Origin of the sequence: Pseudomonas sp. R38(2017), assembly GCF_002112395.1 — a bacterium.
Lineage (GTDB): Bacteria > Pseudomonadota > Gammaproteobacteria > Pseudomonadales > Pseudomonadaceae > Aquipseudomonas.
Genome location: NZ_NEHN01000006.1, coordinates 523,954 through 546,946 on the forward strand (window position 1 = coordinate 523,954; position 22,993 = coordinate 546,946).

The following is a 22,993-nucleotide window of genomic DNA, read 5'->3' on the forward strand; positions in this document are numbered from 1 at the left end:
TTCAGATCCATTAAGTAGGGGTTGCGTCGCATGTGTGGCATCGTCGGTATCGTCGGTAAGTCGAACGTCAATCAGGCGCTGTATGACGCGCTAACCGTGCTCCAGCACCGCGGCCAGGACGCTGCCGGTATCGTGACCAGCCATGATGGCCGGTTGTTCTTGCGCAAGGACAATGGCCTGGTGCGTGACGTGTTTCAACAGCGTCACATGCAGCGCCTGGTCGGCCACATGGGTATCGGCCACGTCCGTTACCCGACTGCCGGCAGCTCGACGTCGGCCGAGGCTCAGCCGTTCTACGTCAACTCGCCGTACGGCATCACCCTGGCGCACAACGGTAACCTGACCAACGTTGAACAGTTGGCCAAAGAGATCTACGAATCCGATCTGCGTCACGTCAACACCAGTTCCGACTCGGAAGTGTTGCTCAACGTGTTCGCCCACGAGCTGGCCCAGCGCGGTAAGCTGCAGCCGACCGAAGAAGACGTGTTTGCCGCCGTGACCGACGTGCACAACCGTTGCGTCGGTGGTTACGCTGTCGTGGCTATGGTGACCGGTTACGGCATCGTCGGTTTCCGTGACCCGCACGGCATTCGCCCGATCGTGTTCGGCCAGCGTCACACCGACGAAGGCGTCGAGTACATGATCGCCTCCGAAAGCGTTTCGCTGGACGTGCTCGGCTTCACCCTGATTCGCGACCTGGCGCCAGGCGAGGCGGTCTACATCACTGAAGACGGCAAGCTGCACACCCGTCAGTGCGCGACCAACCCGTCCCTGACCCCTTGCATCTTCGAACACGTCTACCTGGCGCGTCCGGATTCGATCATCGACGGCGTATCGGTCTACAAGGCCCGTCTGCGCATGGGTGAGAAGCTGGCTGAAAAGATCCTGCGCGAACGTCCTGAGCACGACATCGACGTAGTCATCCCGATTCCGGACACCAGCCGCACTGCCGCGCTGGAGCTGGCGAACCATCTGGGCGTGAAATTCCGCGAAGGCTTCGTCAAGAACCGTTACATCGGCCGTACCTTCATCATGCCCGGCCAGGCTGCGCGCAAGAAGTCGGTACGCCAGAAGCTCAACGCCATCGAGCTGGAATTCCGCGGCAAGAACGTGATGCTGGTGGATGACTCGATCGTTCGCGGCACCACCTGCAAGCAGATCATCCAGATGGCCCGCGAAGCCGGCGCGAAAAACGTCTACTTCTGCTCGGCTGCTCCGGCTGTGCGCTTCCCGAACGTGTACGGCATCGACATGCCGAGTGCACACGAACTGATCGCGCACAATCGTTCGACTCAGGATGTGGCTGACCTGATCGGCGCTGACTGGCTGATCTATCAGGATCTGCCTGACTTGATCGAAGCGGTCGGCGGCGGCAAGATCAAGATCGAAAACTTCGATTGCGCGGTGTTTGACGGCAAGTACGTCACCGGCGACGTCGATGAGGCTTACCTGAACAAGATCGAACAGGCACGCAACGATGCCTCGAAGGTCAAGACCCAGGCGGTCAGTGCGATCATCGATCTGTACAACAACTGAGTTTCAACCGGCCCTTAGGGGCCGGTTTTGTATCTGGCAAAAGACTTTTATTTATCGAGAACAGGGCAAGGAGTGACAGCATGAGTCAGGAATGGGATGCCGGTCGGCTGGACAGCGACCTCGAAGGCGTAGCGTTCGATACCCTGGCCGTACGTGCCGGTCAGCACCGTACGCCGGAAGGCGAGCACGGTGATCCGATGTTCTTCACTTCCAGCTACGTGTTCCGTACCGCCGCCGACGCCGCTGCACGGTTTGCCGGGGAAGTGCCGGGCAACGTTTACTCGCGTTACACCAACCCGACCGTTCGTTCGTTCGAAGAGCGCATTGCTGCGTTGGAAGGCGCCGAGCAAGCCGTAGCTACAGCGACGGGCATGGCCGCGATCATGGCGGTGGTGATGAGCCTGTGCAGTGCTGGCGATCATGTGCTGGTGTCGCGTAGCGTGTTCGGTTCGACCATCAGTCTGTTCGAGAAGTATTTCAAGCGCTTCGGTGTGGAAGTCGATTACGTGCCGCTGGCGGATCTGTCGGCCTGGGATGCGGCGATCAAGTCCAACACCAAATTGCTGTTCGTCGAGTCGCCGTCCAACCCGCTGGCTGAGCTGGTGGATATCACTGCGCTGTCGGAAATCGCACACGCCAAGGGCGCGATGCTGGTGGTCGACAACTGCTTCTGCACGCCTGCGCTGCAGCAACCGCTGAAGCTCGGTGCAGACATCGTTGTGCACTCGGCCACCAAGTTCATCGATGGCCAGGGCCGTTGCATGGGCGGCGTGGTGGCCGGTCGCGGCGAGCAGATGAAAGAAATCGTCGGCTTCCTGCGCACTGCCGGCCCGACCCTGAGCCCGTTCAATGCCTGGATCTTCCTCAAAGGCCTGGAAACCCTGAATCTGCGGATGAAGGCGCACTGTGCCAACGCCCAGCAACTGGCTGAATGGCTGGAGCAGCAGGATGGCATCGAGAAAGTGCATTACGCCGGTCTCAAGAGCCATCCGCAGCACGAGCTGGCCCAGCGTCAGCAGAAGGGCTTTGGTGCGGTCGTCAGCTTCGAGGTCAAGGGTGGCAAAGAGGGCGCGTGGCGCTTTATCGATGCAACCCGTTTGATCTCGATCACTGCCAACCTGGGTGACAGTAAAACCACCATCACCCACCCGAGCACTACCTCCCATGGTCGTCTGGCGCCGCAGGAGCGTGAAGCGGCGGGGATTCGTGACAGCCTGATCCGCATCGCGGTCGGTCTGGAAGACGTCGCTGACCTGCAAGCCGACCTGGCGCGCGGTCTGGCGGCGTTGTGATCGAGTTGTCCACGCCAAATACGGGCACCCATGGCCGCGTTGCGCTGGTCACGGGTGCCGCTCGCGGCATCGGTCTGGGGATCGCAGCGTGGCTGATCAGCGAAGGCTGGCAAGTGGTGCTGACAGACCTGGACCGGGCGCGTGGTTCCAAGGTCGCGAAAGTGCTGGGTGAAAACGCCTGGTTCATCGCCATGGACGTGGCGGATGAAAGCCAGGTGGCGCTCGGCGTTGCGGAAGTGCTGGGGCAGTTCGGTCGTCTGGATGCGTTGGTGTGTAACGCGGCGGTGGCCGATCCGCACAACATCACCCTGGAAAGCCTGGATCTGGCCTACTGGAACCGGGTGCTGGCGGTGAATCTCAGCGGGCCGATGTTGCTGGCCAAGCATTGCGCGCCTTATCTGCGGGCGCACAACGGGGCGATCGTCAATCTGGCCTCGACCCGAGCGGCGCAGTCAGAACCTGATACCGAAGCCTATGCGGCGAGCAAGGGCGGCTTGCTGGCGTTGACTCATGCGCTGGCAATCAGCCTTGGACCGGAGATTCGTGTCAATGCGGTCAGTCCGGGCTGGATCGATGCGCGGGATCCCTCTGCACGGCGTGCCGAACCACTGACTGATACCGATCATGCCCAGCATCCGGCGGGCAGGGTAGGGACAGTCGAGGATGTGGCGGCGATGGTGGCGTGGCTGCTGTCGAAGAATGCCGGGTTTGTGACGGGGCAGGAATTCGTGGTCGACGGCGGTATGACCAAGAAGATGATCTACTCGGAATGACATGTTTTTGTCTTTTTGAGAAAAACTTCAATCCTGCTATTGACTTAGGTTCGCTACCTGCGTAAATTTCGCGGCCTCGGAGATGCAAACGGGTGATTAGCTCAGCTGGGAGAGCGTCTGCCTTACAAGCAGAATGTCGGCGGTTCGATCCCGTCATCACCCACCACTCCCGAGATACTTGCGAAAGCAAGAGGTAGGCTGAAAGTGCCTCCACCGACGCGCAGCGGTAGTTCAGTCGGTTAGAATACCGGCCTGTCACGCCGGGGGTCGCGGGTTCGAGTCCCGTCCGCTGCGCCATATTTAACGAGTCAGATACTGTCTGGTTCGCGATTGAAAAGCACCGAAGCTTTCAGTCAAACGAGTTACTTGAGCATCAGCTCAAAGCGATACGCAGCGGTAGTTCAGTCGGTTAGAATACCGGCCTGTCACGCCGGGGGTCGCGGGTTCGAGTCCCGTCCGCTGCGCCATATCTGTTTCAAGGACCACTGAACGCCTTGAAACACCGAAGGCAACCGTTGGTTGATTCGGAATCGATAGCAAAGACCCTGGTCGAAAGACCGGGGTTTTTTGTGTCTGAAATTTGACCTTTCCCAAATTCCTCCTCCAGTGCCTCGCGACGACTGCACGTTGTCCGCGCGGCAATATCTTCTGCGTCATCGGGTCACTGCGATGCAATGCCACATTGATTTTTGATTCTTTAGTCAAATTTTTGTAACTGGTTGTTTGCTGCGAGCGCAGAAACCTTTAAAGTTAACCTTTCGGTCAGCTTTGCACTGTCATCACGCCCTTTGTTTAGCCAAAAAGGGCTTCTGCAAGACTCGAGATTCCCAGTAGATAACCAGAAGGGCGGATCCATAACCGCCCAGAGGATGATCCATGTCCAACCGTGAAATATCCCGGCGCTCGTTCCTTCAGGGCGGGCTGGTGGCGGGTGTGAGCGTTACGCTCACGCCGCTCAGCAGTCAGGCGCTGGCTGCCTTGATGGAAAACAGCGTGACCGTGCCGTCCGAGCAATGGCTCGGCAACAACGGCAAGGTGCGCCAGCGTAACGATGCCTTGTCCAAGGTCTGCGGCAGCAAAGTGTTTGCCCGCGACATCCGTTCCAAGGACATGCCGGGCTGGCCCCAGCAACAGGGCCACGCCATGTTGCTGAAAACCATCAAGGCCGACCGCATCTACGACGGCTATGACCTGTCGTGGCTCGGCGCTGATCTGCAGCCTGACCGCATCGTCACCGCTGCCGACCTGGACAAGGACGGTATCGTGTTCCCTGAGGAGCACGCCCCGGATCCTCTGCTGCCTGAGGGCAAGGTACCGATGTTCATCGGTCACCCGGTGGCTATCCTGATCTGGAACGACTTCGAGCGGTTCCGCCAGGCCAAGAACAAACTCAAATTCAATGACAAAGCGATTCGTTACGGTGCTCAAGTACCGTTCTACGAAGGCGACCCCTATGGCAGCTTCCGCTACGTGCGCGTCGGTGGCCCGACGTCGGCGGATGAAGACGAGTTTGCCAGCCTCAAGGACTCGATCCTGTTCCCGATGCTGAAAAACCGTCGTCCGGTGTGGAATTCCCAGCCGAACCTGCACGGCAATCTGACCGAGCGCGGCCTGTTTTACGCCGACCGCATGAAGAAAGAGATCGACACCCCACCGGACAACTGGCTGGTGTTCGACGAGCGCTACAAGACCCCGTCGATCGAACCGGCCGCGATGGAACCGGACAACGGCAACGGCTGGTACGACCCGGCCACCAAGACCCTGCACTTCGTCGTTGCCACCCAGTGCCCGCTGGAAGCGGCAACCGAGACCGCGAAGATGATCTCGCCGTCGCGCTTCGGCCTGGCCAACCTGAACATGCACCCGGGTTACACCGTCGGTTACGGTTCCAAGGACCACAACATTTTCGTCTACTACGCGGCCCTGGCAGCGTTGTACGGCGCAGGTGTGCCGATTCGCCTGGCCAACGACCGCTACGAGCAGTTCCAGAGCGGCATCAAGCGTCACCCGTTCGACATTCGCTACCAGTTGGCGGTGGACAAGACCGACCACAGCTTCAAGATTTTCCGCGCCGAAATGAGCGTCGATGGTGGCGGCCGGATCAACTACAGCCCGTCGGTGGCCGCTGTTGGCGCCACTGCGGCGCAGTCGATCTACTACATGCCGCAGAACGACCTGCAGGTCACTGCTTACCATTCCCGCGCCGTTGAAGCGGGTTCGATGCGTGGTTACGGCACGCTGCAGAGCATGGCCTCCACCGAAATGATGGTCGACGAAATCGCCGATCGCCTTGGTGTCGATGCCATCGATCTGCGCCGCAAGAACGCACTGCGTTCGGGAATGAAAAACACCCAGGGCGCGATCCCGGCCGGTGCCTTGCGCCTGCACGAGATTCTCGACAAGGCTTCGCTGCACGAAGTCTGGAAAAACCGCGACGCAATCAAGAAACAGCGTGAAGCAGCAGACCCGGACAACTGGTATGGCGTGGGTTTCGCCATTTGCCAGAAAGACTTCGGCACCGGTTCCGAAGCGCCGATGGCCAGCATCGAGTTCACCGCTGAAGGACGCATTTCCCTGCGTCACATCGGTATCGAGATCGGTACCGGCATGTCCACTTCGCAAGCCCTGGTGGTCGCCGATTTCCTCGGCAGCCCGGCGCACGACGTGAAGACGGGCGAAACCGAATGGAAGGAAATGCAGCTGGTGACCGCCGGCAACCCTTACATCATGAGCCAGGCCGAGCAGGACAACTTCCTGCGTAACCCGCGTTGGGTCGGCAAGCTGGCTTCCGCGTCGTCCGCGACCAACTCTGCCTACTACTTCAGCCACGCCACCCGTGAAGCGGCGCGCGTGCTATTCAACCACGGTCTGTGGCCTGCAGCGCTGGAGATCTGGCGTCAGGGTCCGTACGGCGGCCAGGCCAATTCTTACGTGGTGCGTCGCGAAGATGCGCATTGGGTTGACGGCAAACTGACCGCCAACGGCATGCAGCCACTGACCTTCGAAGAGTTGGCCAAGCGTGCGCACGAGCGCGGTCTGGTCACTGGCGCCACGGTTCACGGTTTCAACCGCTGGAGCTGGGCAGAAGCCGAATACAGCATCGACGGCGTGCGCGAACGTCTGCCGCTCGACGGTCTGGCGGTGAAATACGGTGATGGTGCGCCAAAAGCGAAAAAGGCACAGATGACCAGTGCCGGTTTCCACCTGCTGGATCGGCAGAACATCGCCTATCCGGTGGTTCAACTGAATAACGCCGCCGTGACCTACTACAGCCCGGTCGCAACGCTGGTCGAGCTGAAGGTCAACAAAGGTTCGGCAGAAGTCGAAGTGCTCAACCATCACTCGTGGCTGGAGTGCGGTCGGGTGCTGGTTGAAGAACTGGTTCGTGGCCAGCTCGAAGGCGGGATCGCCATGGGCATCGGTCACGCCTTGATGGAAGAGATGCCGCTGTACGAAGGCGGGCCGGGGGAGGGTGACTGGAACTTCAACCGTTATCGCCTGCCGATGGCGCGCCATGTGGCGGTGTGGAAGCAGACGTCGGAAATCCTGCCGCCGCTGTCCCCAAGCGACCCGTCAAAAGGCATCGCCGAAGTGGTGATGATCCCGGTGGTCGGTGCCATCGGTAACGCCGTGGCCCACGCCATCGGCAAACGTGTCCGCGATCTTCCAATCACTGCTGCGCGCATCAAGGAGGCCCTCAATGGCTAACCGTCCGCTTCAACTGACCCTCAACGGTCAATCCGTCGGCCCGGTGGACATCCCTGATGACCTGCCGATGATCGATTACCTGCACGAATACAAGAACCTCACCGGCTCGCGCCTGGGCTGCGGCCAGGGCATCTGCCACGCCTGTGTGGTGATCGTCGACAACCCGGACGGCACCAGCGAGGAAGTGCGCACCTGCATCACCGGCGCGCATTACTTCGAGGGCAAGAAAGTCCGCACCATCGAAGGCCACGCCAAGCGTGACGAGCAAGGCCAGGTCACCGAGCTGAACCCGATCCAGCAGCGTTTCGTCGACGAATTTGCTTTCCAGTGCAGCTACTGCGCACCGGGCTTCGTCAACGCCGCGACCGTGCTGGTGGAAAAGCTGCAACGCCAGCCGATCGTCAAAAGCAAACTGGAACAAGTCATCGAGGACAGCCTCGGCCATCACATCTGCCGTTGCACCGGGTATGTGCGTTACTACAACGCCACACGCAACGTGCTGACCGATCTCGGCCTGGTCAAGGAGGGTTAAGCATGAAGCGTTTATTGACCCGCCTGACCCTGGCGGTCGGGTTTGCCGTGCCTGTGCTGGCGGCGCATGCAGATGATCAGGTCAAGCGCGGCGAATACCTCGCCCGCGCCGCCGACTGCATGGCTTGCCATACAGCACCAGGCGGCGCGCCGTTTGCCGGCGGCCTGCCGATCGTGTCGCCGTTCGGCACGATCTACGGCACCAACATCACTCCAAGCAAGGAGCACGGCATCGGTCTCTACACCGATGAAGAGTTCTTCGCCGCGCTCACCGAAGGCAAGCGTCGCGACGGCGCCAATCTGTACCCGGCGATGCCGTACACCTCGTATCACTTGATGCCGCGTGCGGATTCGGATGCGATTCATGCGTATCTGAAAACCATCGAGCCGATCGAGCGCGCCGCGCCGGTGACGAGCCTGAGCTTTCCGTTCAACGTGCGTCCGGGCCTGATGGGCTGGAACATGATGTACGGCAAAGCCTTGAAGCTGGAGCCGGCCGAAGGTAAAAGCGACGCCTGGAAGCACGGCCAGTACATGGTCGAAGTGCTCGGTCATTGCGGCGAATGCCACACGCCACGCGGCTTGCCTGGCGCGATGCAACTGGACAAACGCCTGACCGGCGGCATCCTCAACGGCTACCTGGCACCGAGCCTGCTGGCGACGGATCTGGCGGCTCGCGGCTGGAATCAACAGGACCTGAGCACGTTCCTCAAACACGGCATGAGCGCCCAAGGCACGATGTTCAACGAGATGTTCCCGGTGTTCCACAACAGCACCCAGGGCCTGAATGATCCGGATCTGGCGGCGATGGCAACCTTCCTGCTCGGCGACAAGCCGCCGGCAGCGAAAGAGCTGAACGATGTGCCAGTAGAGAAACTCAGTGCCAGCGCTCAACGCGGCCGTCAGGAATACTTGAACGTCTGCGCCGGCTGTCACGCGGCCGGTGGCGAAGGCAAGCCGCATATCGCGGTGGCCATGCGCGGCAATACCACGCTGCGTCTGGAAGACCCGCGCAATCTGGTTCGAGTGATCGAGGACGGTATCGGCGAACAGAAATTCGCCGGATTCGAACATATGCAGCCGATGCCGGGTTTTGCCGACAAGCTCAGTGCCGAACAACTGACCGATCTGCTGAACTACCTCCGTCAGGGTTGGGGTGGTCAATCTGCTGAACTGGCGGTGGGCGATGTGCAGAAGCTTCAGGCTGACGCTCCGTCTATCGAGCGCAAGGTGCACTGATCATGCAGCATCTCGATCTGCAGGTTGTGCGGCGGGCGTTGGAGTGGTCGGCAGCGGGGCGACGCATCTGGCTTTGCACCGTGCTGACGACCTACGGCTCGGCGCCTCGTGCGCCGGGTTCGCTGCTGGCGGTGGACGACAACGGCCAGTGGATCGGGTCGCTGTCCGGTGGTTGCGTCGAGGAAGATTTTCTCGAGCGCGTCGCCGAAGGTGCATTTTTCGATGCAATCAACGTCGTGCGTTATGGCGAAGGTGACGATCCGCGCTCGCGGGTCAGCCTGCCTTGTGGCGGCATTCTCGATGTGCTGGTAGAGAAATTTGACGCCGACTGCGATGTGCAGGCGCATCTGCGTGAGCTTGAATCGGCATTGCTGGGTCAGCGCCGGTTGATTCGCGAGGTCGATCTGGCGACCGGCGCGCGTAGCCTGTTTGCCGATCACGAGCAGGGTGCGCGGATCGAGCGTGAAATCGATCGGGTACGGATTCGTATCGGCGCTGCCCAGCGTTTGCTGCTGGCGGGGTATTCCAGCGTGGCACAGGCGTGTGCGGAATTCGCAGTGGCTCTCGGTTTCGAGGTGATTCTTTGCGACCCACGTGATGAAGTGCTGGAAGGCGTGGTGCTTAATGGCGTGGAAATTCGCCGGCAACTGCCGTCGGTGTTCATCGCCGATGGCGGCTGTCACCGTGATACGGCGGTGGTGGCGTTGACCCATGATCCGCGTATCGACGATCTGGCGATGATGGAAGCGGTGCGTACAGAGGCTTTCTACATCGGCGTCATGGGCTCGCAGCAGACGTCGCAGAAGCGCTTCGAGCGTTTGCGCCGGATTGGCGGATTGGGAGATGACGAGCTGGCGCGGATTCATGCGCCGATCGGTCTTAACCTGGGCAGCAAGACGCCGTCGGAAATCGCTTTGGCGGTGCTCGCGGATATCCTGCGGATTCGTAGCGGGATTGCGCGGGATCAGTTGTAATCTGTGCTGAATGTAAAAAAGGGCCGCTTTTCAGCGGCCCTTTTTTTTGCGCATCAGAAGCCGAGCTTGTCGCGCAGTCCGTAATACCACGCGCCCAGCGCGGCAAACGGTGTGCGCAGCAGTTGCCCGCCTGGGAACGGGTAGTGCGGCAGGTCGGCAAATGCATCGAAGCGCTCGGCTTGTCCACGTAGCGCCTCGGCCAGTACTTTGCCGGCCAGGTGCGTGTAGGTAACGCCGTGGCCACTGCAGCCCTGAGAATAATAGATGTTGTCGCCCAGGCGCCCGACCTGAGGCAGACGCGACAGGGTCAGCAGGAAATTGCCGGTCCAGGCGTAGTCGATCTTAACGTCCTTGAGTTGCGGGAAAGCCTTGAGCATTTTCGGGCGGATGATCGCCTCGATATTCGCCGGATCCCGCGCGCCGTACACCACGCCGCCGCCGAAGATCAGCCGTTTGTCGCCAGTGAGGCGGTAATAATCGAGCAGATAATTGCAGTCCTCGACGCAGTAGTCCTGTGGCAGCAGGGATTTCGCCAGTTCATCGCCGAGCGGTTCGGTGGTGATGACCTGAGTGCCGCACGGCATCGACTTGGCTGCCAGTTCCGGTACCAGGTTGCCCAAGTAGGCGTTGCCGGCAACGATAATGAATTTGGCCCTGACCTTGCCCTTTGGTGTATGCACGACCGGGTTGGCGCCGCGTTCGATGCGCACGGCCGGAGACTGTTCATAGATAGTGCCACCCAGAGATTCCACGGCAGAGGCTTCGCCAAGTGCCAGATTCAGCGGGTGGATGTGGCCGCCGCTCATGTCGAGCATGCCGCCGACGTATTGATCGCAGGCTACCACTTCGCGGATGCGGCGCTGATCGAGCAGTTCAAGTTGAGTGTGGCCGAAGCGTTCCCACAGGCGCTTCTGTGATTCCAGGTGGCCCATCTGCTTGGCCGACAGGGCCGCGAATACGCCGCCGTCTTTCAAGTCGCACTGGATGTTGTACTTGCTGACGCGATCACGAATGATCCGGCCGCCCTCGAACGCCATCTGCCCGAGCAACTGAGCCTGCTTCGGGCCGACACTGCGTTCGATCACGTCGATGTCACGGCTGTAGCTGTTGACGATTTGCCCGCCGTTGCGTCCCGATGCACCGAAGCCGACCTTGGCGGCTTCCAGCACGGTCACGCGGAAACCGTTCTCCAGCACGAACAGGGCCGAGGAAAGTCCCGTATAGCCAGCGCCGATCACACAGACATCCGTCTCCACGTCATCCTGCAGGGCAGGACGTGGCGGTACGGCGTTGGCCGACGCAGCGTAATAAGACTCTGGGTAAGGGGTGTTCGCCATCCTGCAGCCTCTGTTTAATATATTTTACGAGTGCGACGATCCTACCCGAGTTGAAAAACCTCCGCCAGCCACCGGGAAATCTTCTTGCGATGGGTCGAAATTAAATATTTTGCATATTCATAGGGTTAGGTGAAAAAAAGGTGTTGACACCCCTCCGGAATTCCGTAGAATGCCGCCTCACAGCAGGCACGTAGCTCAGTTGGTTAGAGCACCACCTTGACATGGTGGGGGTCGTTGGTTCGAGTCCAATCGCGCCTACCAAACAAAATCCGCTCTGCTGGGCGGTCTGGAAGGGCTCACCGAAAGGTGGGCCCTTTTTTGTTGTCTGCGATTTGTAAAGCCCGGCCCTGAAGCATCAGCTCGGTTCATGACGGCTACACTGCGGCGAACGTCATCTGTGAGGGGGGAGTGCGTGAGTCGCCAAGTCAGACAAGCCATCCGGGGCGATATCGAAAGCCTGTTGCAGATTGATCCTGTCGCCGGAAGAGATGACGGCCGCCGAAAATACATTGCGAGGGCTGTCCAGGCGGGGGAGTGTTGGGTTGTCTGCGAGCGGAACGATCCTGGTGCTCCCATCGGCTATGGTTGCCTGGATAGAAGTTTTTTGGGGAATGGTTTATTCCTCTTGTGGTTGTCTCCAGTGAGATCAGGCGCTCCGGCGCAGGTCGGCAAATTGTGAGCTGTATGGAGTGCCACTCCTCGGCGGAAAAGATCTTTACCTCGACCAATGTGTCCAACTTGCCGATGCGACAGCTTCTGGCAGGTCTTGGTTATCGACTCAGCGGAATGGTGGAGAATCTTGATCCGGGCGATCCCGAGCTCATTTTCGTCAAGTTCTTGAGTTAAGCGCGTGTCGGCATTGGGTTGCGGTTTCGTGATAGTCGTACCGCCGTTCGTCGCCGAAAGCCTTGGCGTCCATTTAAAAAGTGTGGATATTTAAGGGGTTACGGTTTTTTTTAACTATCCGGTTATCAAAAATACGTTGTTACATACTGAGAAAATCAGTATTATCCGCCCCGCGTTCACCACCACGGTTTATGCATTTTTAAATCCCAAGCTTCCATCAGCTGCTTGGGATTTTTTTTGCCTGCGATTTACCTCCCCCCAGGCTTTCGTCCTGCCGACGCTCTAAACCCGTGCGCCTTTCTGGCGCGGCATCGGGCAAGTCCACACTTTTTCGACTACTACTGTCTGGCCGATTTTTCATCTCAGTCTGACGGGGGGTCATCGATGCTGGTCCATTGGTTTCTTGCTGCGGTTCATCTGCTGGCATTTGCCCTGGGGTTCTGGGCCGTCCTGACACGCGGAACGGCATTCAGCCGCCTGGCTGCTGGGACTGGTGAGGTTCGGCGGGTTCTGCTCGCTGACAATCTATGGGGGATATCTGCGCTGGTGCTGCTGATCACGGGTGGCATGCGAGCTTTTGGCGGTTACGAAAAGGGCGCCGATTACTATCTGCATCAGCCGCTGTTCCATTTGAAGATGACGCTGTTTGTGCTGATTCTGCTTCTGGAGCTTGCACCGATGATTACGTTGATCAAATGGCGCGTCGGTCAGGCACGCGGAACTCCCCTCGAGACTGGGCGGGCCAAGGTATTTGCACGAATCAGTCATGCCGAGGCGCTGTTGTTGGTTCTGATGGTGATAGCGGCCACCGGGATGGCGCGTGGGGTGACGTTCGGCTAGGCGGGCGCGATTCCCTGCTTTTATTCGGAAACGTCCGACAGCCAGCCATTGAAATGATGGTTAGTATCGGTTGCGAAGAAGGGGGGGGAGGGAGTTGCAGCAGGAGGGGAAATAGCCTGCGCCGTCACCAATGAGGTGGGGGGGTGGATGGCAATACGGCGCTCGGATCTTTAGCCAGTCATGACGCGAGGGTGAACAGACTGGCTACTGACTGCGAAAGGGCTCAGGGGGTTTGTGGCTTGTCCGGTGCGGTCAGGCCAGCCTGAATGCGCTGGTAGATCTCTTCGCGGTGTACGGCAACGTTCTTTGGCGCGTTGATGCCGATGCGAACCTGCTGGCCGCTTACGCCGAGGATGGTGATCGTAATGTCATCACCAATGTTTATGCTTTCACCGACTTTGCGGGTGAGTATCAGCATGGTCTTCTCCTTGATTGCTTTGTAGGGCACCTGATTCAGACAGTGCAGAGGTCGGTGGTACGTATAGATTAGTGCGAAGTCTCACGGTTTGGGTGCCTCTTTCTGACGCGCAGATGTGGCATTAATTCCCAGCGCGTAACTATACAGGTGCGGCAATCATCAATCTCGTAGTTTTGTGCCCATTTTGCTGGGCTCTGAAAGTATTCGCGAATGTTAAGATCCCCCTTTCAAGAATTCAGAGGGAAGCGTTGTGCGCAAATTGGTCTGGTTGGTCGCAGCACTGGCATTGGCGGGATGTGGTGAAGGCAGGAGCGTGGATGCGCAAAGGTCAAAATCCGTAGCGGTGACAGCGCCGGCAGCCGTCTCCGGGCCGCAATGGGATCTGGAGGTGCGCGGCGAAACACCTCAAGCCGTCAGTGATCTGAGCGGCTGGTTGATCGAGCATGCGTTTATCGCCAATGTCATCAAGGATGCCAGCGGAAAGACCCGGATCCTTTTGGGACCATTCAACTCCAGGGCCGAAGCCGAAGCGAAACAGGCTGATGTGAATGCGGCGCTGATCAAGGCGAAAAAACAGAACATCGAGACGCTTGTGATCGAACGTACCGCAGCACAGTAAACATTCCTTTCAGCGGAGCTGACTAAAGGGTGTCCGATGTGATTCGTTTTTACAGGAGTCACCGAAGATTCTCAGAAGGAGCTCCGCATGGCCTCCGCCAGTCCCTACAAGTTGTTCGACGTTGTTTTACGTCATAAGCATCAGTTGAGTCCGCACCTCATGCGGATCACGCTCGCCAGCGAGGCTGTTGCCGAGATGGCAACCTGGGCGCCTGATCAGCGCGTCAAACTGTTTTTCCCGGCCGCGGACGGTTCGCCAGCCGGGCTCTCTCAGGGTGAGGGTTGGTACGCTCGTTTCCGCTCAATGCTGGCGGATCGACGCCCGGCGATGCGCACCTACACCATTCGTCATTTGCGTGCCGATCGGGGCGAAGTCGACATCGACTTTGTACTGCATGGCGAAACCGGGCCGGCTTCTCGCTGGGCTCTTCGAGCGCAGCCTGGCGAGTCGATGCAAATTCTGGGGCCCGACAGCCGGTTTTCGGCTGAGGAGGCGGGTGGCTTTGAATGGAAGCCGCCGCAAACCCTTCAACAACTCTTGTTGGTCGCCGACTCGACAGCATTGCCCGCCGCGATGGGGATTCTCGAGGAGCTGGCAGCGCTTGTACAGCCACCCCAGACTCAAGTGTTCTTCGAGGTCGACAGTGCTCAGGACATGCTTGCAGTCCCGGACTGGCCTGGCCTTTCGGTGCAGTGGTTGATCCGAGAGCAGGCGGGTGCGATGGTTGCCGGGACGCTGATGGTGGAGGCGGTGCGAAAGGCGGCGCTACCTGTCGAGGCATCGATGGTCAATCAGGCTATAGAGCTGGCTGACGTCGATATCGATCAGGAGATTCTCTGGGAACTCGCTGAAACCGCTACTGACGGTTTTTATGGCTGGATCGCCGGTGAGTCGGCTGCGGTCATGAATTTGCGCCGATACCTGATCAAGGAGCGCGGTATTCCTCGCGAATCACTCAATCTGATGGGCTACTGGCGTTACAACAAGCCCGGCAGCTAACCACAAAAAAAGGCCTCGAGCTTGCAGCGCGAGGCCTTTTCTTTTATGCGAACGATCAGCCGCAGGCTTTCATGTTCACCGGCCCGACAAACTCGTTGCCGCGACCCATCACGCACGCCACGCTCTGATTGCGCTGGCGCTCCCAGTCTTGCACCGGGTACGTCTTGTCCCACGCTTCATACAATTGGCGATCCTGCTTCGACAGGCGCAAGCCGTATTGTTTGCTCATGTAGAAATAGGTGCGAGCGATCATGCCGCGAATCGAAGGGCGGGGCATGACCTTCTTCGCCTTGAAGTCGACTTGGGTCAGGCAGGAGCCATACTGACCCTTTTCGACCGGTAGCCAACCGTAACTGAAGTTGCTGCGATCACCATTGACCTCGCCGATGCTGGGTACCAAGTTGTGCAGGTCGGCTTCGGCTTTCTGGTAGCTCGGGTCATAGCGTGTGCAATTCTTGCGTCCGCCGTCCTGCCAGCACTGGCGCTGATGGCCGAACTCCCAGGCCGGAACAATGTGTTCCCACTCAATGCGGGAGGCGCGCTTGGCATTTTTACGCGGTACATAACCGCAAGCGGCCAGGTCGACCTTGTTGCCCGTGTATTTGCACCCGCAATAAAACTCGGTGGATTGTGGGGCGTACAGCTTCCAGGCGACCTTCTTGGCCTCGTTGAATGTGCGGGGCGCGCCAGCGTGGGCGCCTAGAGAAATGAGCAGTAAAAGCAAAGCAAAAAAACGGACAATCATTGAGTCAATCTTCCTTCGGTACAACCCAGAAAATCTGCACGCCACCATCGTCTCGATAGGCGAGGGTGACGTTGTCGTTCTCGTCAATCTCTTCCAGCAGGCGCTCCCACTCATCCACCGGTTCATCCGGGAGACGGAAGATCAGAGCGGCTTTGGCTTTTTGTGCGGTGGGGGAGTTGATGATCTTTTGAACACGCATGCCCATGCGTTCGTAAGCATCGGGAGCATCAGAGGAGGAGGCCACGAGGTTATCCTTATTAAGCTGTACGTGCATACAGTATTTAACTGTAAGCATTTTCGCAACTGCTTAAAAATCAAGAAAATCCTCTGACAACGGTTTTCCGGTTTTGATGTGGCTCATCCGGATTTTTTGTGCAGGAAGGAGGCAGGGCTGGTGTAGGTAATTGCACCACCCGCCAGGACGGCGAGTGGTGAGGCGGGTGCCAGGCCGAGATCTGACCGGGCGAGGGTGAATCAGTACTCCCAGAACATCCGTTGCAGCTCTTTGCTGTCGTTGGTTTTGGTCAGGGCGACCATTGCCAGGATACGGGCCTTCTGTGGGTTCAGGTCATGGGCCACGACCCAGTCGTACTTGTCGTCAGGCTGTTCGGCGTTACGCAGTACGAAGCCGCCGGCATTGACGTGGGAAGAACGAATGATCTGAACGCCATCCTTGCGCAGAGCCTGCAGGGCCGGGACGACACGGGAAGACACCGAACCATTGCCGGTGCCGGCGTGGATGATGGCTTTGGCGCCGGACTGGGCCAGGGCTTTGTAGGCGGTGTCGCCGACATTGCCGTAGGAATAAGCGATTTCTACGTCAGGAAGGCTCTTGATGTTCTTGATATCAAATTCCGAATCCATGGTGTGGCGCTTGGCTGGCAAGCGGAACCAATAGGATTTGCCTTCGACCACCATGCCCAGCGGGCCCCATGGACTCTTGAATGCTTCAGTCTTGATGTTGATCATCTTGCTGACATCGCGGCCGGACTGGATTTCATCATTCATGGTCACCAGCACGCCTTTACCGTGGGCTTCTTTGCTGCTGGCGACGGCGACGGCGTTGTACAGGTTGAGCATGCCGTCCGCTGACATGGCGGTGCCTGGGCGCATCGAGCCGACAACGATGATCGGCTTGTCGGTTTTCTCCACCAGGTTCAGGAAGTAGGCGGTTTCTTCCAGGGTGTCGGTGCCGTGGGTGATGACGATGCCATCGACGTCTTTGCTGTCGGCCAGCTCGGAGACGCGGCGACCCAGTTGCAGCAGGTTTTCATTGGTGATGCTTTCCGACGCGATCTGCATGACTTGCTCGCCACGCACGTTGGCCAGTTTGCTCAGCTCGGGAATGCCGGCGATCAATTGCTCGATGCCGACCTTGGCGGCCTGATAGGTAGCGCTGTTGGCGGCACTGGCGCCAGCGCCGGCAATGGTGCCGCCCGTAGCGAGCACCACCACGTTGGCCAGTTTGGTCTGGGTTTCGACTTCTTTTGCCTGGAGGGCGGAGGGCAGGAGCAGCATTAGGGCCAAAGCGCCCGGAACCAATGTCTTGAAAGCAGATTTCATTATTTTTCTCTCTAGTAGTGAGACGGTGCTGGTGCAGGTTCATCTAGATGCGCCCCGGGCCGATCTGAATGCCAGGGGTGCAGGGAAAGAGCAGGATCTGTACCAGCCGTACTTTGCGTTAGAGAAATGTTTAACTTGATGATTTATATCAAGATTTTATGGAATGGTGAGTTCCGGGCTGAATTGTTGATCCGGTATTCCGAACATTGGAGGCTTTCGCGTTCGGCTCTCCGAAAAGGACTACATCTTTTGCAGGACAAGTGAGGTTGCCGGATTTGCATTCTCTGCTAAAGAAAGCTTCTCGCAGGCCGATGGGTGTTCAAGGAAACTGGAATTGAGGGAGTTCACATGTCACTGACGATCGGTTTTTCTAACCCCGGTGCCGTCACCATTGGTGGCAAAACCGCAGCAACGATCAATGCGATGAATGAAGCGCAAGCGGACGCTTCTGCCGAGGCGCTGGGCGTAGAAGAACCCGAGAGCAATCAGGTCAGAACCGGCGGTCCCGCGCAAGAAGACAGCAAGACTGAAGGGGGGGGCGATAACCTGAGTATCACCGTAAAGATGCTGCTGAAGCGGATGCAAGAATTACAGAAGCAATTGCAAGAGCAGCAGCAACGCCTGGCTGCAGCGCAAGCTGCGAGCTATCCGACTCCGGAAGCGAAGTCGCAGGCGGTCATGGCCGTTCAGGGGGAGATCGCTCAAACCAGCGGTGCGCTGCTGGAAGTCTCCGCCGCGTTGGTCAAGGAAATGTCGAAAGGTTCTTCCGCCGGTAATGTGGTCAACACTACGGCTTGAGCACTTAAGGGGCGAATCTGCAGATTCGCCCTACAATCAATACCGATTTCTGATTGTTGACAAACGTTGGCAGGATTCGCATAGTTCGGTCTACGCAAACGTTTGCGCGGCTTTCCTGAGACCCTGTTGTCTGGAAGATGCCGACGAAGCTTACGCCAGCGCAAGCGTTGCTCACAATAATCATAAGATCGGAGTGAACCCATGAAGCTGCCATTCGCTGGACGTCTTCTCGCTGTCGCCATGCTGGCTGCCGCATCCGCCGCACTGCCTGTCTCTTCGGCTTTCGCCGAGTCCCCCGAAAAACCCAAGGTCGCACTGGTCATGAAGTCTTTGGCCAACGAATTCTTCCTCACCATGGAAGACGGCGCCAAGGCTTACCAGAAAGAACACTCCGCCGATTTCGACCTGATCTCCAACGGCATCAAGGACGAAACCGACACAGCAGGCCAGACCCGCATCGTCGAGCAGATGATTCTGGCGAAGGTCAATGCACTGGTCATCGCACCTTCTGACTCCAAGGCCATGGTGCCTGTGATCAAGAAAGCCGTCGACGCCGGCATCACCGTGATCAACATCGACAACCAGCTCGATCCCGCCGTCATCAAAAGCAAGAATATCTCCGTACCGTTCGTAGGACCGGATAACCGCAAGGGCGCACGTCTGGTGGGCGAGTACCTGGCCAAACAGCTGAAGGCCGGTGACGAAGTCGGCATTATCGAAGGCGTTTCCACAACGACCAACGCTCAGCAGCGTACCGCTGGCTTCAAGGATGCGATGGAAGCCGCGCAGATCAAGGTTGTCTCCCTGCAGTCCGGCGATTGGGAAATCGACAAGGGCAACAAGGTAGCCGCGTCGATCCTCAGCGAGTACCCGGACGTCAAGGCACTGCTGGCCGGTAACGACAGCATGGCCGTCGGCGCTGTTTCCGCTGTGCGTGCTGCCGGCAAGGCGGGGCAGGTACAAGTGGTCGGTTACGACAACATCAACGCCATCAAGCCGATGCTGCAGGATGGTCGTGTCCTGGCAACCGCCGATCAGTTCGCCGCCAAGCAGGCCGTGTTCGGCATCGAGACCGCGCTGAAAATCATCAAGGGCGAGAAAGTCGACAGTGGCGCCAACGGCGTCATCGAAACCCCGGTCGAGCTGGTCACCAAGAAGTAGTCCTTCGGCGACACAATGGCGCTCGCCCGTCCGGGCGAGCACATGGAGAGTTTTTTATGTCAGTTTCCGCCCCGAACGCTGTCCTCTCGGTCAGCGGTATCGGTAAGACCTATGCGCAGCCGGTGCTCACCGGCATCGACTTGACGTTGATGCGCGGTGAAGTGCTGGCACTGACCGGCGAGAACGGTGCGGGTAAAAGTACCCTGTCGAAAATTATCGGTGGTCTGGTGACCCCGACCACCGGGCAGATGCAGTTCCAGGGCAAGGAGTACCGCCCTGGCAGCCGTACCCAAGCCGAAGAGCTTGGCGTGCGCATGGTCATGCAAGAACTTAATCTGTTGCCGACCCTTTCGGTGGCGGAAAACCTGTTTCTCGACAACCTGCCAAGCAACGGTGGCTGGATCAGTCGCAAACAGCTGCGCAAGGCTGCCATCGAGGCCATGGCTCAAGTCGGCCTGGATGCCATCGATCCCGACACGCTGGTTGGCGAGCTGGGTATCGGTCACCAGCAGATGGTCGAGATCGCGCGTAACCTGATCGGCGATTGCCATGTGCTGATTCTCGACGAGCCGACCGCGATGCTCACCGCTCGCGAAGTCGAAATGCTCTTCGAACAGATCACCCGGCTGCAGGCGCGCGGGGTTGCGATCATCTATATCTCCCACCGTCTTGAAGAGCTGGCCCGAGTTGCACAGCGTATTGCCGTGCTGCGTGACGGCAATCTTGTTTGCGTCGAGCCGATGGCCAATTACAACAGCGAACAGTTGGTCACCCTGATGGTTGGCCGCGAGCTGGGCGAACACATGGACATGGGCCCGCGCAATATCGGTGCTCCTGCGTTGACGGTGAAAGGCCTCACCCGTTCCGACAAGGTGCGCGATGTGTCCTTCGAAGTACGTGCCGGTGAGATTTTCGGCATTTCCGGATTGATCGGAGCAGGGCGCACGGAATTGCTGCGCCTGATCTTCGGCGCCGATCTCGCCGACAGCGGCAGCGTTGCCCTCGGTTCACCGGCGCAAGTGGTGAGTATCCGCTCCCCGGTCGACGCTGTGCGTAACGGCATTGCCCTGATCACTGAAGACCGAAAGGGTGAAGGCCTGCTGCTGAGCCAATCGATCAGTGCGAACATCGCGTTGGGCAATATGCCGGAGATTTCCAGCGGTGGGTTCGTCAACAATGGCGACGAAATCTCCCTTGCCAAGCGGCAGATCGATGCCATGCGTATCCGCAGTTCGAGCCCGACTCAACTGGTATCCGAACTGTCCGGCGGTAATCAGCAGAAAGTGGTGATCGGCCGCTGGCTAGAGCGCGATTGTTCGGTGTTGCTGTTCGATGAGCCAACCCGCGGTATCGATGTCGGTGCCAAGTTCGACATTTATAACCTGCTTGGCGAGTTGACCCGGCAGGGCAAGGCGTTGGTGGTTGTCTCCAGCGACCTGCGCGAGTTGATGCTGATTTGCGACCGCATCGGGGTGCTGTCGGCGGGGCGTCTGATCGACACGTTCGAGCGCGACAGCTGGACCCAGGATGACTTGCTTGCCGCCGCGTTCGCCGGCTACCAAAAACGTGATGCGTTGCTCAACGAAGCAGCGCCTAGGGATCTCCCATGAAAACTGCATCTTCTGCCGGTAAACGTAGTGGCAACTTCTACGGTCTGGGTACTTACCTGGGCCTGGCCGGTGCCTTGCTGGCGATGGTTGCGCTGTTCTCGGTCATGAGCAGCCACTTCCTGTCGTACAACACCTTCAGCACCCTGGCCAACCAGATCCCCGACCTGATGGTGTTGGCGGTGGGCATGACCTTCGTGCTGATCATCGGCGGGATCGACCTGTCGGTGGGTTCGGTGCTGGCGCTTGCGGCATCGACTGTCAGCGTGGCGATCCTGGGCTGGGGCTGGAGTGTCTTGCCGGCTGCGCTGCTTGGCATGGCAGTGGCGGCACTGGCCGGCACGGTGACTGGCTCGATCACGGTTGCGTGGCGAATTCCGTCGTTCATCGTTTCGCTCGGTGTGCTGGAAATGGCCCGGGGCCTGGCCTATCAGATGACCGGTTCGCGCACGGCCTACATCGGTGACTCGTTCGCGTGGCTGTCGAACCCGATCGCTTTTGGTATTTCGCCGTCGTTCATCATTGCCTTGCTGGTGATCTTCATTGCTCAGGCGGTGTTGACCCGGACCGTGTTCGGTCGCTACCTGATCGGTATCGGTACCAACGAGGAAGCGGTGCGGCTGGCGGGCATCAATCCCAAGCCCTACAAGATTCTGGTGTTCAGCCTGATGGGGCTGCTGGCCGGTATCGCGGCGCTGTTCCAGATTTCCCGCCTGGAAGCTGCCGACCCGAATGCCGGTTCAGGCCTCGAGCTGCAAGTGATCGCTGCGGTGGTCATCGGCGGCACCAGCCTGATGGGCGGCCGTGGTTCGGTCATCAGTACATTCTTCGGGGTCTTGATCATCTCCGTCCTGGCGGCCGGTCTGGCGCAGATCGGCGCAACTGAGCCGACCAAACGCATCATCACCGGCGCAGTGATCGTCATCGCGGTAGTGCTTGATACGTATCGCAGCCAACGCGCAAGCCGGCGGGGCTGAGACATGGCGACAATCAAGGATGTGGCGGCGCTCGCGGGAATTTCCTACACGACCGTCTCCCATGTTGTGAACAACACCCGGCCGGTGAGCCAGGAAGTGCGCTTGAAAGTCGAGGCGGCGATCAAAAGCCTCGACTACGTGCCGAGCGCCGTTGCCCGATCGCTGAAGGCCAAGACCACTGCCACCATTGGCTTGCTGGTGCCCAACAGTCTTAACCCGTACTTTGCCGAGTTGGCCCGGGGGATCGAGGATTACTGTGAGCGTAATGGCTACTGCGTAATTCTCTGCAACTCCGACGACAATCCGGAAAAGCAGCGCAGTTACCTTCGGGTGTTGCTGGAGAAGCGTATCGATGGCTTGATCGTCGCCTCCGCTGGCGGTGACAGTGGCCTGGTACAAGGTCTGGCCGGGGTCAAGACGCCGATGGTGATCGTTGACCGGGGCCTGGAAGGGGTGGACGCCGATCTCGTGCGCATCGACCATGAATATGGCGCCTATCTGGCAACAAGACACCTGATCGAACTCGGACATCGTGATATCGCCACCATTGGCGGTCCGGCGAGCACCAGTGTTGCGCAAATGCGTCAGGCCGGATTTTGCCGCGCCATGAAAGAGGCAGGTATTGAAGTGCCGCCATCGCGGATGCTGGAGAGCGATTTCACCAGCACCGGTGGTTATAACGCGGCTGCGGTTCTGCTTGAGCGCAATCCTCCCAGTGCAATCTTTGCTGGCAACGACATGATCGGCATTGGTGTGCTGCGGGCGGCTGCCGAGCGCAATGTGCGCGTGCCTGCGGAGTTGTCGGTGATCGGCTTCGACGATATTCAAATGAGCCGTTACGTTTATCCGGCGCTGACCACTGTTGGCCAATCGATCTTGCAGCTGGGTGAAATGGCGGCGGAAGTGTTGCTGCGAAGAATTGCCACCCCGGATCTGGCCACTGATCAGCGGATCGTGACCCCAAGTATTGTCTTGCGAGAGTCGACTGCGCCGCTGCCCGGTGTGTTTACCGAATATCGTTGAAACCGAA

At 58.9% G+C, this 22,993-nt stretch carries 20 protein-coding genes and 4 tRNA genes; 19 read left to right on the forward strand and 5 right to left on the reverse strand.

Annotated elements, in window-relative coordinates:
• Nucleotides 1-30: 30 nt before the first annotated feature.
• The 10 genes from purF to CAF87_RS18355 all read left to right on the forward strand — a co-directional run bounded on the left by purF (nt 31) and on the right by CAF87_RS18355 (nt 10,053).
• Nucleotides 31-1,536 carry an amidophosphoribosyltransferase gene (purF, locus tag CAF87_RS18310; protein WP_007956466.1) on the forward strand — a complete coding sequence of 502 codons (1,506 nt, stop codon included), beginning with the start codon at nt 31-33 and terminating at the stop codon, nt 1,534-1,536.
• Between the two features lie 80 nt (nt 1,537-1,616).
• Complete coding sequence (locus CAF87_RS18315) at nt 1,617-2,828, forward strand: O-succinylhomoserine sulfhydrylase (protein ID WP_085712007.1); 1,212 nt, start codon at nt 1,617-1,619, stop codon at nt 2,826-2,828.
• The gene (locus CAF87_RS18320) at nt 2,825-3,601 is read left to right on the forward strand and encodes an SDR family oxidoreductase (protein ID WP_085712008.1); all 777 of its coding nucleotides are present in this window, start codon (nt 2,825-2,827) and stop codon (nt 3,599-3,601) included. Before CAF87_RS18315 ends, CAF87_RS18320 begins: the two co-directional genes overlap by 4 nt.
• A gap of 90 nt (nt 3,602-3,691) precedes the next feature.
• A tRNA-Val gene (locus CAF87_RS18325) sits at nt 3,692-3,767 on the forward strand.
• A gap of 54 nt (nt 3,768-3,821) precedes the next feature.
• Nucleotides 3,822-3,898 (forward strand) — tRNA-Asp (locus tag CAF87_RS18330).
• A 93-nt stretch (nt 3,899-3,991) separates the two neighbouring features.
• Nucleotides 3,992-4,068: transfer RNA gene (locus CAF87_RS18335), tRNA-Asp, on the forward strand.
• 409 nt (nt 4,069-4,477) lie between these two features.
• On the forward strand, nt 4,478-7,309 hold the full coding sequence (locus tag CAF87_RS18340) for a xanthine dehydrogenase family protein molybdopterin-binding subunit (RefSeq protein WP_085732485.1): 2,832 nt from the start codon (nt 4,478-4,480) through the stop codon (nt 7,307-7,309).
• Nucleotides 7,302-7,841, forward strand: a complete 540-nt coding sequence (locus tag CAF87_RS18345) for a (2Fe-2S)-binding protein (protein ID WP_039771584.1) — start codon at nt 7,302-7,304, stop codon at nt 7,839-7,841. Before CAF87_RS18340 ends, CAF87_RS18345 begins: the two co-directional genes overlap by 8 nt.
• Nucleotides 7,842-7,843: 2 nt before the next feature.
• Complete coding sequence (locus CAF87_RS18350) at nt 7,844-9,079, forward strand: cytochrome c (RefSeq protein WP_085732486.1); 1,236 nt, start codon at nt 7,844-7,846, stop codon at nt 9,077-9,079.
• 2 nt (nt 9,080-9,081) lie between these two features.
• Nucleotides 9,082-10,053 (forward strand): XdhC family protein, encoded by a 972-nt coding sequence (locus CAF87_RS18355; protein ID WP_085732487.1) that lies wholly within the window; start codon nt 9,082-9,084, stop codon nt 10,051-10,053.
• Nucleotides 10,054-10,106: 53 nt separating this feature from the next.
• Here the strand turns inward: CAF87_RS18355 and CAF87_RS18360 are convergent, their stop codons facing one another.
• A complete protein-coding gene (locus tag CAF87_RS18360; protein ID WP_085732488.1) occupies nt 10,107-11,390 on the reverse strand; it encodes an FAD-binding oxidoreductase in 1,284 nt (427 codons plus the stop codon).
• Between the two features lie 184 nt (nt 11,391-11,574).
• On the opposite strand from CAF87_RS18360, the gene CAF87_RS18365 reads away from it, so the two are divergent.
• Together CAF87_RS18365 and CAF87_RS18375 are read left to right on the forward strand one after the other, a co-directional pair.
• Nucleotides 11,575-11,651, forward strand: a tRNA-Val gene (locus CAF87_RS18365).
• A 969-nt stretch (nt 11,652-12,620) separates the two neighbouring features.
• The gene (locus CAF87_RS18375) at nt 12,621-13,076 is read left to right on the forward strand and encodes a DUF2214 family protein (protein ID WP_085732489.1); all 456 of its coding nucleotides are present in this window, start codon (nt 12,621-12,623) and stop codon (nt 13,074-13,076) included.
• 223 nt (nt 13,077-13,299) lie between these two features.
• On the opposite strand, the gene csrA is transcribed toward CAF87_RS18375, so the two are convergent.
• Nucleotides 13,300-13,494 (reverse strand): carbon storage regulator CsrA, encoded by a 195-nt coding sequence (gene csrA, locus CAF87_RS18380; RefSeq protein ID WP_003179932.1) that lies wholly within the window; start codon nt 13,492-13,494, stop codon nt 13,300-13,302.
• A gap of 250 nt (nt 13,495-13,744) precedes the next feature.
• On the opposite strand from csrA, the gene CAF87_RS18385 reads away from it, so the two are divergent.
• Together CAF87_RS18385 and CAF87_RS18390 are read left to right on the forward strand one after the other, a co-directional pair.
• On the forward strand, nt 13,745-14,113 hold the full coding sequence (locus CAF87_RS18385) for a penicillin-binding protein activator LpoB (RefSeq protein WP_085732490.1): 369 nt from the start codon (nt 13,745-13,747) through the stop codon (nt 14,111-14,113).
• Nucleotides 14,114-14,200: 87 nt separating this feature from the next.
• Nucleotides 14,201-15,112: a siderophore-interacting protein gene (locus tag CAF87_RS18390; protein WP_085732491.1), complete on the forward strand. Its 912-nt coding sequence runs from the start codon at nt 14,201-14,203 to the stop codon at nt 15,110-15,112.
• 55 nt (nt 15,113-15,167) lie between these two features.
• Here CAF87_RS18390 and CAF87_RS18395 read toward each other — a convergent pair whose 3' ends face one another.
• The 3 genes from CAF87_RS18395 to CAF87_RS18405 all read right to left on the reverse strand — a co-directional run bounded on the left by CAF87_RS18395 (nt 15,168) and on the right by CAF87_RS18405 (nt 17,420).
• On the reverse strand, nt 15,168-15,857 hold the full coding sequence (locus CAF87_RS18395; RefSeq protein ID WP_085732492.1) for an endonuclease: 690 nt from the start codon (nt 15,855-15,857) through the stop codon (nt 15,168-15,170).
• 4 nt (nt 15,858-15,861) lie between these two features.
• Nucleotides 15,862-16,152 (reverse strand): DUF1654 domain-containing protein, encoded by a 291-nt coding sequence (locus CAF87_RS18400; protein WP_085732493.1) that lies wholly within the window; start codon nt 16,150-16,152, stop codon nt 15,862-15,864.
• Nucleotides 16,153-16,331: 179 nt separating this feature from the next.
• The gene (locus CAF87_RS18405; protein ID WP_085732494.1) at nt 16,332-17,420 is read right to left on the reverse strand and encodes an asparaginase; all 1,089 of its coding nucleotides are present in this window, start codon (nt 17,418-17,420) and stop codon (nt 16,332-16,334) included.
• Nucleotides 17,421-17,768: 348 nt separating this feature from the next.
• Between CAF87_RS18405 and CAF87_RS18410 the strand changes: the two genes are divergently transcribed.
• The 5 genes from CAF87_RS18410 to CAF87_RS18430 all read left to right on the forward strand — a co-directional run bounded on the left by CAF87_RS18410 (nt 17,769) and on the right by CAF87_RS18430 (nt 22,986).
• Nucleotides 17,769-18,218 (forward strand): hypothetical protein, encoded by a 450-nt coding sequence (locus CAF87_RS18410; RefSeq protein ID WP_085732495.1) that lies wholly within the window; start codon nt 17,769-17,771, stop codon nt 18,216-18,218.
• 201 nt (nt 18,219-18,419) lie between these two features.
• Nucleotides 18,420-19,379 carry a sugar ABC transporter substrate-binding protein gene (locus tag CAF87_RS18415; RefSeq protein WP_085712021.1) on the forward strand — a complete coding sequence of 320 codons (960 nt, stop codon included), beginning with the start codon at nt 18,420-18,422 and terminating at the stop codon, nt 19,377-19,379.
• A gap of 56 nt (nt 19,380-19,435) precedes the next feature.
• The gene (locus CAF87_RS18420; RefSeq protein WP_085732496.1) at nt 19,436-20,989 is read left to right on the forward strand and encodes a sugar ABC transporter ATP-binding protein; all 1,554 of its coding nucleotides are present in this window, start codon (nt 19,436-19,438) and stop codon (nt 20,987-20,989) included.
• Nucleotides 20,986-21,963, forward strand: a complete 978-nt coding sequence (locus CAF87_RS18425) for an ABC transporter permease (protein WP_025111208.1) — start codon at nt 20,986-20,988, stop codon at nt 21,961-21,963. The genes CAF87_RS18420 and CAF87_RS18425 overlap by 4 nt, the downstream gene beginning before the upstream one ends.
• 3 nt (nt 21,964-21,966) lie before the next feature.
• A complete protein-coding gene (locus CAF87_RS18430) occupies nt 21,967-22,986 on the forward strand; it encodes a LacI family DNA-binding transcriptional regulator (RefSeq protein WP_085732497.1) in 1,020 nt (339 codons plus the stop codon).
• The last annotated feature ends 7 nt before the right edge of the window (nt 22,987-22,993 follow it).